This window comes from Candidatus Accumulibacter contiguus, from assembly GCF_036625285.1.
Lineage (GTDB): Bacteria > Pseudomonadota > Gammaproteobacteria > Burkholderiales > Rhodocyclaceae > Accumulibacter > Accumulibacter contiguus.
The window spans coordinates 3,703,929-3,720,433 of sequence record NZ_JAZKUC010000001.1 but is presented as its reverse complement, the minus strand read 5'-3'; the positions used below and the strand labels follow the sequence as shown (position 1 = coordinate 3,720,433).

The window sequence follows — 16,505 nt, the reverse complement described above, 5'->3', positions numbered from 1 at the left end:
GTGCGACTTTTCCGCCTCGCCAAAATCCTGAGTATTGCGAGCCGCTACGGCCTCGACGAGATGATTCTCGAGCACGAACCAAGCGGTCGCCTGGCGGCGCTGTCGCGTGCCCTGCATTTCTGGCGACGTTTCGACACCCCGCCGGCGGTTCGCCTGCGCCAGGCACTCGAGTCGCTGGGGCCGATCTTCGTCAAGTTTGGACAGGTTCTGTCCACCCGTCGCGATCTGCTGCGTACCGACATCGCCGATGAACTGGCCAGGCTGCAGGATCGCGTACCACCGTTCTCGCCCGAACTGGCACTGACGCAGATCGAGAAAGCCTATGGCCGGCCGGCCAGTGCCGTGTTTGCCGAGTTCGATTCGACGCCGATCGCCAGCGCCTCGATCGCGCAGGTCCATTTTGCCCGTCTGCGGCCAGAAGACGGCGGCCAGGAAGTTGCCGTCAAGATCCTGCGTCCGGACATGCACGGCGTGATTGCCAATGATCTGGCGCTGCTCGAAACCCTGGCCGGCCTGCTCGAAAAGGTGTGGTCGGACGGGAAGCGGCTGAAGCCGCGCGAAGTGGTCGGCGAGTTCGCCAAATACCTCTACGACGAACTCGATCTGATGCGCGAAGCCGCCAACTGCTCGCAACTGCGGCGCAACTTCAGCGGCTCGCGGCTGCTGCAGGTACCCGAAGTGTACTGGGACCAATGCACGACGACGGTGATGGTCATGGAGCGCATGCGCGGCATCCCGATCAGTCAGATCGAGGCCCTGATCGCTGCTGGCATCGATTTGCCGGCGTTGTCACGTGCCGGCGTCGAAATCTTCTTCACGCAGGTGTTTCGCGATGGCTTTTTTCATGCCGACATGCACCCCGGCAATATATTCATCGCCACCGATCCGGCCCATCACGGCAGCTATATCGCACTCGATTTCGGCATCGTCGGGACGCTGACCGACAACGACAAGAATTACCTGGCGCAGAACTTCCTCGCCTTTTTCCAGCGCGACTACAAACGCGTGGCGATGGCCCATATCGAGGCTGGCTGGGCGCCGCCCGAGACGCGTGCCGACGAATTCGAGGCCGCCATCCGCGCCGTCTGTGAACCGATTTTCGACCGGCCACTACACGAAATCTCGTTCGGCCGCGTCCTGCTGCGTCTGTTTCAGACCTCGCGCCGTTTCAATGTCGAAATCCAACCGCAACTGGTGATGCTGCAGAAGACCCTGCTCAACATCGAGGGCCTGGGCCGACAACTCGACCCCAATCTCGACCTGTGGAAGACCGCCAAACCTTTCCTGGAACGCTGGATGAGCGAGCAACTCGGCAGCCGTGCATTCCATCGCAGCGTGCAGCAGGAAGCCCCCTACTGGGCACGCATCCTGCCGCAGTTGCCACGCCTGGTACACCAGGCACTGGCACAGACGAAAGCGCCGGATCTGGCGCCCTTGCTGGCCGATCTGGCACGCACACAGCGCCAGCAGAGGCGCTTGCTGGGGGTCATCGCCGTGCTGCTGACGGCGATACTCCTCGGTCAGCTATTGATGAATTGATGAATAATCTCTGAGAAGCGGCAAGTCCATCGAAAGGTGTTTTCGATGCTTTCAAGCACGATTATTCGAGGCCTGCACGCTCGGATAAATGAATAACCGGATAAGCTGTATCCGCAGTCGCTTATTGAACTGCCGGGCCATGCTGGCGATGACGTGCCAGCCAGTCAACAAGCAAACCAATACTTGGTGATGATAAACACAAGACCATGAATAGAATGGTAAAACCTGCGCCCAGGACGGGGATGCTCTCGCCCATTTTCTTTCTCCTTGATTGGCCTCGCAATGGCTGAGGCCGGATTACGTTTTGTTGTAGATCGTGTGATTCCCGGTATTCAAGATCGCATTCATAAGATAATCGGTTGGTGGCCAGGCGGCAAACGATAAAATCTCACTCGACGCATGAGTTTTTTTCATCCCTGCGCGCCCGTTCCGCTCCGTGGCCTGCATGCTCCAGAGAGGTTCTGGCCGCCCTGATGCAGATCTCGAATTCACGAATTCACACCCCGCAGACGACGCCAGAATTGCGTCCATCGAGTCTTGAAGGTAGTATCCATGCCGCGCACCGCATGCTGGTGTAGATCCCGTCACCCTACCGGTCCGGCGGCCCAACCCGAACCGTGCTCCAGTTGTTCGCCGTGGAAAAGAACCGGCCCCGCTTTTTGGCTCGGGTCCTCATATCAACTTCGCATTTCTTTATCGTTCCCAGAATGATTTCCGGCCTACTCAAGAAGATTTTCGGCAGCCGCAATGATCGGCTGATCAAGCAGTACATGCAGGTTGTCCGCAAGATCAATGCGCTGGAAGCAGGGACCAGCACGCTTTCTGACGACGCACTGCGCGGCAAGACCGCTGACTTCAGGGCTCGCGTCGCCAATGGCGAGACGCTCGACGCCTTGCTGCCGGAGGCTTTCGCCGTGGTTCGCGAGGCCGGCAAGCGTACGCTGGGTATGCGCCACTTCGACGTCCAGCTGATCGGTGGCATGGTCCTGCACGACGGCAAGATCGCGGAAATGCGTACCGGTGAAGGAAAAACGCTGGTGGCGACGCTTGCGTCCTACCTCAATGCACTCTCCGGCAACGGTGTCCATGTGGTGACGGTCAACGATTACCTGGCCAACCGCGACGCCGAGTGGATGGGGCGCCTGCATCGTTTTCTCGGCCTCAGCGTCGGCGTGAACCTGTCGCAAATGGCGCATGGGGACAAGCAGGCGGCCTACGCTGCCGACATCACCTACGGGACCAACAACGAGTTCGGCTTCGATTACCTGCGCGACAACATGGTCTACTCCGGCGCCGAGCGGGTGCAACGCAAGCTCAGCTTTGCGATCGTCGACGAGGTCGATTCGATCCTCATCGACGAAGCGCGCACACCCCTGATCATTTCGGGCCAGGCCGAAGACCATACCGAGCTGTATGTGCGCATGAACAAGGTCGCTCCGCTGCTCAAGCGCTGCGAGCTGGAGGAGGGTCCGGGGGATTACTGGGTGGACGAGAAAGGTCATCAGATCCTGATGACCGAGGAAGGTCACGAGCATGCCGAAGAGCTTCTGGCACAAGCTGGCCTGCTTCCCGACGGCGGCAGTCTCTACGATGCCTCCAACATCCTGATGATTCACCATCTGTACGCCGCTCTGCGCGCCCACAACCTGTTCCTTCGGGACCAGCAGTACGTGGTGCAGAACGGTGAGGTGATCATCGTAGACGAGTTTACCGGTCGCCTGATGTCCGGTCGTCGCTGGTCCGATGGTCTGCACCAGGCAGTCGAGGCCAAGGAGGGTGTCCGGATTCAGAACGAGAATCAGACCCTGGCATCGATCACCTTCCAGAACTACTTCCGCATGTACAGCAAGCTGTCCGGGATGACCGGCACCGCGGATACCGAAGCCTACGAGTTTCAGCAAATCTATGGTCTGGAAACGGTGGTCATCCCGACCAACCAGCCAATGCGCCGGACCGACCACAACGATCAGGTCTTCCGCACCGCCAAGGAAAAACACGCGGCGATCGTCACCGATATTCGTGGTTGCCGCGAGCGCGGCCAGCCGGTGCTGGTCGGCACCACCTCGATCGAGAATTCCGAGTTGCTCTCGGCCCTGCTGGACCACGAAAAGCTGCCGCATCAGGTGCTCAACGCCAAGCAGCATGCGCGCGAAGCCGAAATCGTCCGCGAGGCCGGACGGCCGGGGGTGATCACCATTGCCACCAACATGGCCGGTCGCGGAACCGACATCGTTCTCGGTGGCAGTATCGAGAAGCTGATCGCGCAGCTCCGCGACGACGAGGCGCTGAGCACGGATGAGCGCGATGCACGTATCGCCGAGATCCGTTCGCAGTGGCAAAAGCTGCACGATCAGGTCGTCGCCGCCGGCGGCCTGCACATCATCGGCTCGGAACGTCATGAGTCGCGGCGTATCGACAATCAGTTGCGCGGCCGTTCGGGTCGCCAGGGCGATCCCGGTTCCTCGCGCTTCTATCTCGCCCTCGATGACTCGCTGCTGCGTATCTTTGCCGGTGATCGTCTCAAGGCGATCATGGAGCGACTGAAAATGCCCGAGGGCGAGGCGATCGAGCATCCGCTCGTCTCGCGCTCGCTCGAATCGGCGCAGCGCAAGGTCGAAGCGCGCAACTTTGACATTCGCAAGCAGCTTCTCGAATACGATGATGTGGCCAATGATCAGCGCCAAGTCATCTACGCGCAGCGTAACGAGCTGCTGGAGACCGACGATATCTCGGAAACCGTGACGGCGATGCGCGAAGGTGTGTTGCACGACACTTTCCGGCTGTACGTTCCGGCCGAAAGCGTCGAGGAACAATGGGACCTGCACGGTCTCGAAAGGGCACTGGCTGCCGAACTTCAGTTGCAGGTGCCGATTGTCGAGTGGTCAAGGAACGAGCCGAATCTGCGCAGCGAAGACATGCTGCGGCGGGTCATCGAGACGGCTGCCGCCTCCTACGCGGCCAAGATCGAACTCGTGGGCGCCGAGGCCTTCCACCCTTTCGAGCGCAACGTCATGTTGCAGAGCCTGGATACGCACTGGCGCGAACATCTGGCGGCGCTCGACCACCTGCGGCAGGGAATCCACCTGCGCGGCTATGCGCAGAAGAATCCGAAGCAGGAATACAAGCGCGAAGCCTTCGAGCTGTTCCAGCGCCTTCTCGACAGCGTGCGCGTCGACGTGACGCGTCTACTGGTCACCGTGCAGGTGCGCGCTCAGGATGTCGAGGAAACCATTCCGCATGCCGATGTGCAGAACGTCCGCTACCACCATGCGGACTATGACGAAGCCTTGGGGCAGGGGGGCGACGACACGGCTGCGACGCGCGCGCAGAAACCGATGCACGTGGGCGCCAAGGTCGGCCGCAATGAACCTTGCCCCTGCGGCTCGGGAAAGAAGTACAAATACTGTCATGGCAAGTTGTCGTAGTTGCCTGGAGTGAACTGCCGCGTCGGAGCGTGCGGATCTACGCTCTGTCCTGGCGACTGCCGCTCTGCTTCGCTCCCGGATCCTGGTCGTCTCCGCCCGTGAGGTTGTAATGCCCGTCAATTACCGCACTCCCTCCCCTGCGCAACTGTTTCCAGTCGCTGGCGTTCGCCTCGGTGTCGCCGAGGCAGGCATCCGCAAACCTGACCGGCGTGACCTGGCCTTGCTGTCGCTGGCAGAGGGTTCTCGAGCTGCCGGCGTGTTTACCAGCAACCGTTTCTGCGCCGCACCGGTACAGGTCTGCCGTCGTCATCTCGAACTCGGCAGCGACATCCGCGCGCTGGTGATCAATACCGGCGTCGCCAATGCCGGTACCGGTGAGCAGGGCTGGCAGGCGGCGGTGCACACCTGTGCCGCCACCGCTCACTTGCTGGGCATCGACGACCGGCAGGTGCTGCCCTTCTCGACCGGCGTCATCCTCGAACCCTTGCCGGTCGATCGTCTGGTGGCCGGCCTGCCGCGCTGCGTCGCCGATCTCCATGAGAACCACTGGCACGCCGCCGCGCACGCCATCATGACCACCGACACGGTTGCCAAAGCCGCCTCGCGCCGCATCGATGTCGCCGGCCGGACCGTGACCATCACCGGCATCAGCAAGGGTGCCGGAATGATCCGGCCAAACATGGCAACCATGCTCGGTTTCATCGCCACCGATGCCGGCATCGCCACACCGCTGCTGCAACAGCTCTTGCGTGCGGCCGCCGACGCCTCATTCAACTGCATCACCGTCGATGGCGACACCTCGACCAATGATTCCTTCCTCCTGATCGCGACGGACCAGGCCGGGATCGAGTTTGCCGACGCGGCGGCACCCGGCTACACGGAGCTGCGCGAGGCAGTGATCGCCGTTGCCGTCGAACTGGCGCAGGCGATCATTCGCGACGGCGAAGGCGCCAGCAAGTTCATCAGCATCGCCGTCGAAGGGGGCCGCGACCGCGCAGAATGCAAGCGCGTCGGCTATGCAATCGCGCACTCGCCGCTGGTCAAGACCGCTTTCTTCGCTTCCGATCCCAACCTCGGCCGCATCCTGGCCGCCATCGGCTATGCCGAGCTGGATGATCTCGACGTGGAGCCAGTCAGCGTCTGGTTGAGCAGCGGCCAAACGGAGATTCTGGTTGCCGAAAAGGGCGGGCGAGCGGCTTCCTATCGCGAAGAGGACGGCGCCGCCATCATGCAACAATCCGAGATTGGCATCCGCGTCGCCCTGGGCCGCGGCACTGCCAGCGCCGCCGTATATACTTGTGATCTCACCTACGATTACGTGAAGATCAATGCGGACTACCGCAGCTAACCTTTCACCTTAATGAGGCAGGCGAGCGGATTCGGCAGGACGGCGAGGATCAGGTGCAGGATGTAGCTGTGCTTGAGACTCAAGCGTCGGCAATCAGTGCAGAACGTGCGGAACGGCCAGGGTGAACTCGGGGATTTCCGCCTCGAACTGCCTGCCGTCGACGGCCGTCAACTGGTAACTGCCGCGCATCGTGCCGACTGGCGTGTCGAGCTGGCAGCCGCTGGTGTAGGCAAACTTCTCGCCCGGTTGCAGCAACGGCTGCCGTCCGACAACGCCAAGACCACGCACCTCCTGGACCTCACCGCTCGCGTCGGTGATGATCCAGTGCCGCGAAATCAACTGCGCCGGCACGGTCCCGACGTTTTCGATGGTGATCGTGTACGCAAAAACGTAGTGGTCGTTCGTCGGATCCGATTGCTCGGCGATATATTGCGGGATCGCGCTGACGGCGACCTCGTATTTCTTGCTTTCGGCCATGTGTGCTCAATGTCGGAACGATCAGAACCGGCATTGCACACCAAACTGGCGGTAATGACAAGCTTGTTGAGAAAGCGAACCTTTCTTCTAAGCGGACAAGCCTTTTCGCGCTAGAATCCAGCCCAACTTCTCTGGGGTACCTGCCATGTACGTGATTGCTCCAAGCATCCTTTCTGCCGATTTCGCCCGGCTTGGCGAAGAGGTCGTGAATGTCATCGCCGCTGGCGCCGACTGGATTCACTTCGACGTGATGGACAACCATTATGTCCCCAATCTGACCATTGGTCCGCTGGTCTGCGAGGCCATCCGCCCACTGACGCAGGCACCGATCGACGTACACCTGATGGTCAAACCGGTCGATCGCATCGTTCCCGACTTCGCCCGGGCGGGAGCCAACATCATCACTTTTCATCCGGAGGCGTCCGAACATGTCGACCGGACGCTCGCCCTGATCCGGGAAAACGGTTGTCAGTCGGGGCTGGTGTTCAATCCGGCGACACCGCTCGACTACCTCGATCACGTCATGGACAAGCTGGACATCATCCTGCTGATGAGTGTCAATCCGGGTTTTGGTGGGCAGCAGTTCATTCCTTCCACGCTGGCCAAGCTCGCGGCCGCACGCGCCAGAATCGACGCCTATGAGCAGGACAGCGGGCGGCGAATCCGGCTTGAGGTCGACGGTGGAGTCAAGGTCGACAACATCGCCGCAATTGCCCGAGCCGGCGCCGACACTTTCGTCGCCGGCTCGGCGGTTTTCGGTGCCGGCAGCGACAGCGATCGCCACCGCTACAACAGCATACTCGCAGCGCTGCGCGCGCAACTGGAAAAGCCATGATCTCTTCACCGCTCGCCGTACGCGCCGTGCTCATCGATCTCGACGGCACCTTGCTGGATACCGTTCTCGATCTCCATGCCGCTGCCAACGCCATGCTGCGCGACCTGGGGCGCAGCGAAATTTCGGTCGAGTCGATTCGCAGCTATGTCGGGCGCGGCATTCCCAACCTGGTCAAGCGCGTCCTGGCAGGTTCGATGGCCGCCGCTGACGATGCCACGCCGCCACCAGCGGCGGCACTGGCCAGCTTCAGGCACCACTACAGTATCGAGAACGGTCGGAATGCCGCCTTTTTTCCTGGCGTTCGCGAAGGCCTGGAGGCGTTCAAGGCGCTGGATTTGCCACTCGGCGTCATTACCAACAAGGCCGAAGCATTCACCCTGCCACTGCTGCAGCGTACCGGCCTGCTTCCCTTTTTCGAGGTGATCGTCAGTGGCGACGTCCTGCCGCGTCCGAAGCCCGATCCGATGCCCTTGCTCTGGGCCTGCGGTCGCCTGGGTTTTTCGCCGGTCGACGTGCTGATGATCGGCGATTCGGTACATGACTTTCACGCCGGGAGGGCGGCCAGCTGCCCCGTTTTCCTGGTTCCTTACGGCTACAATGAAGGACGTGATGTTCGTGATCTGGCGTGTGATGCTATAGTCTCGTCCCTTGCAGAAGCTGCCCAACTCCTGGTTCGCGCATGACCGAAGCTTATTTCAATCGCCTCGCTGGCGAAGGCTACAATCGCATCCCGGTGACGCTCGAGACCTTCGCCGATCTCGATACGCCGCTGTCGATCTACCTGAAGCTCGCCAATGGCCCGTACAGCTACCTGCTCGAATCGGTGCAGGGCGGCGAGCGCTTTGGCCGTTACTCGATCATCGGTCTTGCCAGCCCGACGCGGATCGTCGTCAATGCGCATCAGGTGCTGGTGCTGAACGGCAACCGCATCGCCGAACGCGAAGACGACACCAACCCGCTCGACTTCATCGGCAAGTACATGAAGCGCTTTCGTGCCGCTCCGACTACCGGTCTGCCACGCTTCTGCGGTGGCCTGGTCGGTTGCTTCGGCTATGACACCGTCCGCTATATCGAAACCCGGCTGACGCGCTCCCAGAAAGCGGACGACCTTGGAATTCCCGACATCGTGCTGCTGCTTTCGGAAGAAATTGCGGTGGTCGACAACCTTTCCGGCAAGCTGACGCTGGTCGTCTATGCCGAGCCCGGTGTTCCCGGCGCCTACCAGAAAGCGCAGGCCAGGCTCAGGAAACTGCTCGCCCGCCTGCGCGAACCGGTGCGCATTCCACCCGAAGCGCCGCAACCTTCGCAGCCGGCGGCCTCGATGTTTGGTGAGACGCAGTTCAGGCAGGCGGTACTGAAAGCCAAGCGTTATATCACCGAGGGCGACATCATGCAGGTGGTTCTGTCACAGCGCATGAGCAAACCCCTGGCTGCCAGCCCGATGGCGCTGTACCGGTCGCTGCGCTCGCTCAATCCGTCGCCGTACATGTTCTACTTCGACTTCGAGGATTTCCACGTCGTCGGCGCTTCGCCCGAAATTCTCGTTCGTCTCGAAGGCGACACGGTCACCGTCCGGCCGATCGCGGGCACACGCCGACGTGGCGTTTCCTTCGAGGAAGATCAGGAACTCGCTGCCGAATTACTGGCCGACGAGAAGGAACGTGCGGAGCATGTGCAGCTCCTCGATCTCGGTCGCAACGACATCGGCCGCGTCGCTTGCGTCGGTACGATCAAGCTCACCGAAAACATGATCGTCGAGCGCTATTCGCACGTGATGCACATCGTTTCGAACGTCGAAGCCAAACTGCGGCCAGGCCTGAACGCGCTCGACGTGCTCAAGGCGACTTTCCCGGCAGGAACCGTCTCCGGCGCGGCCAAGGTGCGGGCCATGGAGATCATCGACGAACTGGAACCGGTCAAACGCGGCATCTATGCCGGCGCGGTCGGTTACCTCGGTTTCAACGGCGACATGGATCTCGCGATCGCGATCCGCACCGCCATCGTCAAGGACGGCCAACTGCACGTGCAGGCGGGCGCCGGCATCGTCGCCGATTCCGACCCGGCATCCGAATGGCAGGAAACGCAGAACAAGGCCCGCGCCGTACTGCGCGCTGCCGAACTCGCCGAGCACGGCCTCGACACCCGCATGTAAGGGGCGGTCGGCCAGGCAGGTGCGACCGCGACTTCGCTGGGCAGGCCCGGCAGCTCGCTCACTCCGCCGGTGCTCCGGTCAGAGGCACGAATGCGACCGGCAGGACCCGCCTTTCGGCAATCCGGCCTTGCGCGTCCTTGCGGATCGTCCATAGATCCTGTCCGAAATACCGACTGCCCACCGGCATCACCAGCATTCCGCCAGGCTTGAGCTGCTCGACGAGTGCCGGAGGAACCCGTGCAGCGGCCGCGGTGACGACGATCGCGTCGTACGGAGCGTGCTCCGGCCAGCCGAAGTGGCCGTTGCCCGTGCGCACCTCGACATTGTGATAGCCCAGCCGCTGCAGGCGCTGGCGCGCCTGTTCGGCGAGCTCCGCGATGATTTCCAGCGAATAGACCTGCTTGACCAGGCCGGCCAGAATGGCCGCCTGGTATCCGGAACCGGTACCTACTTCAAGGATCACGTCTTCCGCCTTGGGGCGGATCAGTTCGGTCATCAAGGCGACGATATAGGGCTGCGAAATGGTCTGCCCATGCCCGATCGGCAGCGGGTGGTTGGCATAAGCGCAGTCCACCAGTTCTTCCGGAACAAAAGCGTGCCGCGGTACCGCGCTCAAGACCTCGAATACCCGTTGCTCCAGTGCCGCGCAACCGGTCAGATGGCCGGTCGCGAGCATTTCGTCGCGGATTTCATCGAGCAACAGATCGACCTCCCGATGATCCGCCTTGCTCATTGACGCCTCACTGAACGCTGGCCCGGCGCACAGACTTCCTGCCACGGAGACCGACCTGGCCATGGCACTCTCGTCGTAGGGCAAGACCTGCTGGCCATGCCGATCATCGCGACCAATGAACGCGCAGCAGCATTTCCTGCGGGTTGTAATGAAATTCGAGTTCGCCCTGGTACGCGTGATGCACGGCTTCACCCAGGGCGCGCGCGAGATGGATGTCGGTGGTGCTGACCCGAACCTCTCCCTCGGCTTCGTCGATGGCCATCACCCGCTTCAAGGGATGCTCCGCACGTTGACGCTCGGCTTCGTTGCGCACCAGGTGCAAGATCTCCTCGTGATGCGCCTGCAGGAAGGCGCCGGCAAGGAAGACAAACCCGGCCGGACAATGATCGTGCACGCGCTGGCAGGCCGGACAGCTTGCCCGATGCGCATCGGTTGCTGCCGAGATACCCCATTGCCAACGGCCAGCATGGAAAACGGCGCCGCAATGCGCGCAGATGGTAGGCTCCGGAAGTTTTCCCCGGCTCTTGTAGCTGTCATGCTGCGCTTCCTGCAACAGGCGATCATGGCGAACCGGCTGATAACCGGGGGGAATGGATCTGCTACTCATGACAAAACTCCTCAATGAAAATGTCACCCCGGCGACAGGCGAAAACCACCCATTCTTCACACTCTGCCCACCCTGGGTATTGCCAGCACCGCAACCCTTAGGAAACAGCCTGCTGACACATTCATGATAGGTCGTCCGATGGCATTTTCCAGGAAAAAAACGAGATCCACCTTGCCAGGACGCAGCGCGTCCCGCCGACTCATTGCCGCATGGCATGCCGGACCGCATCGTCCACATTTTCCAGGAAGATGAATTCGAGTCGCTCCTTCGCCTCCTGCGGCACTTCATCGAGATCCCTGCGGTTCCTTGCCGGCAACAGCACCCGCTGAATCCCGGCGCGCATGGCGGCGAGCACCTTGTCCTTGATTCCGCCCACTGGCAGAACGAGTCCCCGCAGGCTGATCTCGCCAGTCATCGCGGTATCGTTGCGGACCGGGCGGTCGACAAACAGCGAGGCCAGCGCGATGAACATCGCCACGCCCGCACTCGGACCATCCTTGGGGATCGCCCCCGCCGGCACATGCACATGTACGTTGCTTTTCTCGAAGCTGCCGGCATCGATGCCGAGGTCTGCTGCACGCGTTTTCACCAGGGTCAGCGCTGCCTGTGCGGATTCCTTCATCACCTCCCCGAGTTGCCCGGTGAGGATCAACTTGCCGTCACCCGCCGTACGGCTGGCTTCAATGAACAGAATGTCGCCACCGACCGGCGTCCACGCCAGCCCGGTGGCCACTCCGGCAAGACCGGTGCGCAAGGCGACTTCGTTATCGTACTTGCCTGGACCGAGTATGCTGGCGAGATCGCCCTCATCGACCCGCATCGACGGCATCTTGCCCTCGGCAATGTTCACCGCGGCGCGTCGGCACACCGCGCCAATTTCCCGCTCGAGCGAGCGCACGCCGGCTTCGCGCGTGTAATCGCGGATGATCGCCACGAGTGCCTGTTCCGAAAACTCGATCTGACCTTCCTGGAGGCCATTCTGGGTAATCTGACGTCCGACGAGATAACGCCGGGCGATCTCCCGCTTTTCCTCCTGTGTGTAGCCGGGCAACTGGATGATCTCCATGCGGTCACGCAGTGGCCCCGGAATGTTGTCCAGCACATTCGCGGTGGTGATGAACAGCATCCGGGACAAGTCGAACGGCAAGGCCAGATAGTTGTCGCGGAAGGTATTGTTCTGCTCCGGATCGAGCACTTCGAGCAGGGCGGCCGAAGGGTCACCCTGAATACCGGCACCGAGCTTGTCAATCTCGTCGAGCATCATCACACAGCCTCGCGATCCGGCCTTGCGGATCGCCTGAATGATGTTGCCGGGCAGGGCGCCGATGTAGGTGCGCCGGTGGCCGCGGATTTCGGCTTCATCGTGGACGCCGCCGAGCGATGCGCGCACGAACTTTCGTCCCAGCGCTCTGGCGATCGACTGGCCAAGCGAGGTCTTGCCAACTCCGGGCGGGCCGACAAAGCACAGAATGGGTCCGTGCCCGCTCGGGTTGAGCTTGCGCACCGCGAGAAACTCGACGATACGCTTCTTGACCTGGTCGAGGCCGAAATGATCGGCGTCGAGGATTTGACGGGCTTCGGCAATCTCGATCCGATCCGGCTCGGGTGCCCGCCATGGCAACTCGATCAGCCAGTCGAGATAGGCACGCACCATCGAGTACTCCGCCGAAGCGTCCGACATGCGCGCCAGGCGCTGCAGCTCCTTGTTTGCCTGACTTGCCACCTCCTCGGGCATCTGGGCTTCGGCGATGGCTTTGCGCAGCGCCTCGATCTCGACGCTGTTGCCGGTTTCCCCTTCACCGAGTTCCTTCTGGATCGACTTCAACTGCTCGCGCAGCAGGTATTCGCGCTGACGCTGATCGATGTTCGCCTTGGTACGCTCGTCGAGTTCGCGTGAAAGTCGCAGCACTTCCAGGCGCGCGAGCAGGCAATCGAGAACGATGTCGAGCCGCCGCTGCAGATCAATGCTTTCCAGGACCCTCTGCCGATCGGCAATTTTCAGTTCCGCGACGCTCGCCACCAGGTCGGCCAGAGCCCCCGCCTGGGTAATGCTCTTGACCGCACCGACCAGTTCCTGTGAGACCTGCGGCAGAAACTGCAGGACTTCGAGCGCGCGTTCCCTGAGCTGGATCATGCGCGCTTCGATCTGGCTGTCTGTCGCGTCGGGTTCATCCATCCGCCCGACACGCGCCACCGGGAAAGGATAGCCTGGCAGGTACTCGACGACGCGGAATCGCTGCAGCCCCTGGCAGACGATGACATGCGTGTTATCCGGCAGGGTCACATAACGCAGGATGTTGGCCACCGTACCGACCAGGCAAAGATCATCCGGTCCCGGCACTTCGACCTCGGCATCCCGCTGCAGGAGAACACCGACCGGGCGCTCGGTCTTGACCGCCTGCTGCGCTGCCAGCATCGACTGTTCGCGGCTGATGGTGAGCGGCAGGATCATGCCGGGAAAAAGCAGCACGTTGCGTACCGGAACGATGACCATCGCGTCGTCCGGGATCACCAGGACGCCAGCGCCGGTCGCGAGTGCGTTGCGACTCGCGTCTGTCCGGTCAGATCGCATTTTCGTCTCGCAGGTGGCGCAGCACCAACACCAGGCAGCCGTCCTCCAGGAACTGCTCGTGCAGCTGGTAGTTTCCTGGCGGCAGCGCTATCCAGCGCTCGAAGCGCCCATAGGGAATCTCCAGGCGGTGGATCGTTGCCCGACGCAAAGCCTGTGGTATCGGGCGCGTACCACGTACGACCAGGCCAGCTTCATCGAGGACGACTTCGACCTGCCGGAAATGGACGCCAGGCAGAGCCACCAGCAGTCTCAGTTCGTCGCCGTTCTCGTACAGATCGACCGATGGTTCCCAGCAGGGCACCGACTGCAGGCTCTCCAGGGCAAGAAAGCGGCGCTGCAATCGCTCTCCGCCCTGCAGCAGATCGAGTGCCTCCGCCCACATCCATAACCTTCGATCATCGGCTCTCATTGGCTACATCCCTGACAAGACTGCAAAACTGGTACTTGCTGACGCAAAGCCTGTGAAGTATAGCGCTATGCAGCGATATCGATGTCCATCCAGGCGCAGATTTCCGCCCGCAGATCGACCAGCTGTGCAGGCTCGATCAGGCGGATGCGGTAGGCACGCGCGCGTTCCCGCGCCGCCGATCCGGTGCCCTGTTGCAAGCGCCGCGCGGTGAGCAGCCAGGTTTCGCCCATCGCGCCACCGACATGGCGACGCAGGCTGTCCAGGCGGTTGAGGATCGACTGACTGCCGCCTTCGGTGCTGATCTGCACTCCGGTCTTGCATTCGAGCACCAGCAACTGGTTGCGCCACACCAGTGCCGCATCGAGCTCGTTGCTGGCTGCCTCCTGCAGGCCGTGTCCGGCATCGACGCGCAGATTGGTGCCCCAATGGCCGTCGGGGATCAGGCCATCGGCCTGCAGCCCGGCCAGCGTCAGCCAGGCCCATTCCTCGAGCCAGCCGCCTCCGGCATACCTGGCGCTGGCCTCGCTGGCAAAGAGGAAGCGGCAATCGCCGTCCCACTCCCAGATGCCGGCCTCTTCAAAGGCTCGCGCCAGTTCGTGGTTGTTCGAGAACAACGGGCGCTGAGCGAGGATTTCGTCACGGAAAGTGCGCAGAATGCTGCCGTCCGTACGGCTCTGCGGCAAGGCTTCGCGGGTCAGCCGGTTGACGTAGCCGAAAAAGCCGTTGAGTTGCGGTGCCTCACGGACCAGGCGCTCGGTCAGACCAGCGCGCGCGGCAGCGGCGCACACGAATGTCGGGTTCCAGGTAGGGTCGGCAACGACGCGATATCCCTGCACCTGCAGCACCTCGCCGAGCTTGAGCATGTCGGCCGGCAGCAGCAAAGGCGCACCGCCGCCCAGATGCTCGAGCAGACCATGGCGGGTATCGCAATACCAGGCATCGCCCAGTCCGGCGAGCGCACCGACAAAACCGAAGGACATCACCTTGGTACCGCCGCTGGCATTGAGGTCGATCGGCAGACCCGGATGCTGGTTCTGCAACTCGCTGGCGAGATCCTGAGCGTAGCGGCTGATGCTCCCGAGATCGTGGTCCGGCGTGTGCTCGACGATGCGTACCGCATCCGCTGGCCAACCGGCATCGTGCAGGACGCGGCTGACCTGCAGCGCGCCCTGAAGCGCCGGTTCGGAGTCGCTGGCGGCGATGATCACCTGCGCCGGTCGCAGGCGCAGGGCGGGCAGGGTGTTCTGCATGATCTGCTCGGAGGCCAGACAGACGAGGATGCGTGGCTGGAATTGCATGTGATGTTTCCGTGGACGGTAAGCAATCGCCATTGTGCGCCTGTTCGCCGGAGATGGAGATGGAGATGGCGTGGGAGCGCTTCCATGCCTGCGTTGATCAGAATGCCAGGCCGACAGCGAACGTCCATTGAGAAAATGGGGATTGCCTGCACTGGCAAGACCCTGCGATACTTGCCATCGTCAGCTTCCTGTCTGGCATCCAAAGCTGCCAAAGCGCTCGATCCAACTGCCAACCTTCGGCATTCGGCCAGCAGGCCTCGCCGTGCCACTTTCCCATCGATCATGAAAATTCGCCGCATCCATACTCTGCACCGGCCGGCGGTCGGCGCGAAGCGTTTTCCAGCACTCGTTTTTGTCCATGGCGGCTATGCCACGGCCGGCTGCTGGGACGCGTACTTTCTGCCCTGGTTCAGCCGTCGCGGTTTCGACTGCTACGCGCTCGACCTCTCCGGTCACGGCGCCAGCGAGGGCCGCGAGCATCTGCACTCTTTCGGCATCGACGATTATGCCGAAGACCTCGCCCAGGTGACCCGGAAACTCGATGTGCCGGCGATCCTGATCGGGCACTCGATGGGCAGCGTCGTCGTCGAACGCTTTCTCGAACGTCAGCAGGCGCAGGCTGCAGTCCTGATGGCACCGGTCCCGCCGACGGGCATTCTCGGCGCGACGATGAAGATTGCCTTGACCGAGCCTGCATTCTTCGACCAGCAAGCGCGCGCGACTCGCGGCGAGTACACGCCGGAGACGCTGCAGACGATTCGCGACGTCTACTATTCGCCGGAGACCTGCACCGAGAATCTGCTCCGCTTTGCGCCATTGTTCCAGTCCGAATCCCGTCGTGCCATCCTCGACCTGACGCTGTTGGCGATGCACATCGGCCGGCGCCGGCCGAAGCTGCCGGTGCTGGTCGTCGGCGGCGAAGCGGACGCCCTGTTTCCGCCGGCAGGGCTGGGCTTCATTGCCGCGCACTGGCAGGCCGAAGTGGCGGTGATTCCGCGTGCCGGACACACGCTGATGCTCGACGCCCACTGGGAAGCCGCGGCCGAGCGAATCGCAGCCTGGATCGAGCGGCAGCCATAGGCTGGCACATCGCTCGTCCCTACACCGACG

General features: G+C 62.1%; 14 protein-coding genes. 7 read left to right on the top strand and 7 right to left on the bottom strand.

Annotated features, from left to right (window positions below; all coding sequences use genetic code 11):
* Entirely contained in the window at positions 1-1,539 is a 1,539-nt protein-coding gene (ubiB, locus tag V5B59_RS17560; RefSeq protein WP_169068957.1) for a ubiquinone biosynthesis regulatory protein kinase UbiB, read from the top strand.
* A 121-nt stretch (positions 1,540-1,660) separates the two neighbouring features.
* On the opposite strand, the gene V5B59_RS17555 is transcribed toward ubiB, so the two are convergent.
* The gene (locus V5B59_RS17555; protein ID WP_256435931.1) at positions 1,661-1,795 is read right to left on the bottom strand and encodes a hypothetical protein; all 135 of its coding nucleotides are present in this window, start codon (positions 1,793-1,795) and stop codon (positions 1,661-1,663) included.
* 451 nt (positions 1,796-2,246) lie between these two features.
* Between V5B59_RS17555 and secA the strand changes: the two genes are divergently transcribed.
* Positions 2,247-4,964, top strand: a complete 2,718-nt coding sequence (gene secA, locus V5B59_RS17550) for a preprotein translocase subunit SecA (RefSeq protein WP_169068956.1) — start codon at positions 2,247-2,249, stop codon at positions 4,962-4,964.
* Between the two features lie 109 nt (positions 4,965-5,073).
* Positions 5,074-6,312: a bifunctional glutamate N-acetyltransferase/amino-acid acetyltransferase ArgJ gene (gene argJ / locus V5B59_RS17545; protein ID WP_169068955.1), complete on the top strand. Its 1,239-nt coding sequence runs from the start codon at positions 5,074-5,076 to the stop codon at positions 6,310-6,312.
* Between the two features lie 93 nt (positions 6,313-6,405).
* Here argJ and apaG read toward each other — a convergent pair whose 3' ends face one another.
* Positions 6,406-6,789 carry a Co2+/Mg2+ efflux protein ApaG gene (apaG, locus tag V5B59_RS17540; protein ID WP_034917357.1) on the bottom strand — a complete coding sequence of 128 codons (384 nt, stop codon included), beginning with the start codon at positions 6,787-6,789 and terminating at the stop codon, positions 6,406-6,408.
* Positions 6,790-6,934: 145 nt separating this feature from the next.
* Between apaG and rpe the strand changes: the two genes are divergently transcribed.
* From rpe to trpE, 3 genes are read left to right on the top strand one after another with little or no spacing between them, the layout of a single operon-like run.
* Positions 6,935-7,624: a ribulose-phosphate 3-epimerase gene (rpe, locus tag V5B59_RS17535; protein ID WP_034917353.1), complete on the top strand. Its 690-nt coding sequence runs from the start codon at positions 6,935-6,937 to the stop codon at positions 7,622-7,624.
* Positions 7,621-8,307 (top strand): phosphoglycolate phosphatase, encoded by a 687-nt coding sequence (locus tag V5B59_RS17530; protein ID WP_169068954.1) that lies wholly within the window; start codon positions 7,621-7,623, stop codon positions 8,305-8,307. Before rpe ends, V5B59_RS17530 begins: the two co-directional genes overlap by 4 nt.
* Positions 8,304-9,776 carry an anthranilate synthase component I gene (gene trpE, locus V5B59_RS17525; RefSeq protein ID WP_034917348.1) on the top strand — a complete coding sequence of 491 codons (1,473 nt, stop codon included), beginning with the start codon at positions 8,304-8,306 and terminating at the stop codon, positions 9,774-9,776. The genes V5B59_RS17530 and trpE overlap by 4 nt, the downstream gene beginning before the upstream one ends.
* Positions 9,777-9,834: 58 nt before the next feature.
* On the opposite strand, the gene V5B59_RS17520 is transcribed toward trpE, so the two are convergent.
* The 5 genes from V5B59_RS17520 to V5B59_RS17500 form a co-directional block, all read right to left on the bottom strand.
* The gene (locus V5B59_RS17520; RefSeq protein ID WP_169068953.1) at positions 9,835-10,509 is read right to left on the bottom strand and encodes a protein-L-isoaspartate(D-aspartate) O-methyltransferase; all 675 of its coding nucleotides are present in this window, start codon (positions 10,507-10,509) and stop codon (positions 9,835-9,837) included.
* A gap of 103 nt (positions 10,510-10,612) precedes the next feature.
* Complete coding sequence (locus V5B59_RS17515; protein WP_034917343.1) at positions 10,613-11,116, bottom strand: BCAM0308 family protein; 504 nt, start codon at positions 11,114-11,116, stop codon at positions 10,613-10,615.
* 199 nt (positions 11,117-11,315) lie between these two features.
* Positions 11,316-13,688 carry an endopeptidase La gene (lon, locus tag V5B59_RS17510; RefSeq protein WP_169068952.1) on the bottom strand — a complete coding sequence of 791 codons (2,373 nt, stop codon included), beginning with the start codon at positions 13,686-13,688 and terminating at the stop codon, positions 11,316-11,318.
* Positions 13,678-14,097 (bottom strand): Hsp20/alpha crystallin family protein, encoded by a 420-nt coding sequence (locus tag V5B59_RS17505; protein WP_034916575.1) that lies wholly within the window; start codon positions 14,095-14,097, stop codon positions 13,678-13,680. The genes lon and V5B59_RS17505 overlap by 11 nt, the downstream gene beginning before the upstream one ends.
* A gap of 65 nt (positions 14,098-14,162) precedes the next feature.
* The gene (locus tag V5B59_RS17500) at positions 14,163-15,395 is read right to left on the bottom strand and encodes a Card1-like endonuclease domain-containing protein (protein WP_169068951.1); all 1,233 of its coding nucleotides are present in this window, start codon (positions 15,393-15,395) and stop codon (positions 14,163-14,165) included.
* Between the two features lie 282 nt (positions 15,396-15,677).
* Here V5B59_RS17500 and V5B59_RS17495 point away from each other — a divergent pair, with 282 nt between their 5' ends.
* A complete protein-coding gene (locus tag V5B59_RS17495) occupies positions 15,678-16,475 on the top strand; it encodes an alpha/beta hydrolase (protein WP_169068950.1) in 798 nt (265 codons plus the stop codon).
* Positions 16,476-16,505: the final 30 nt, after the last annotated feature.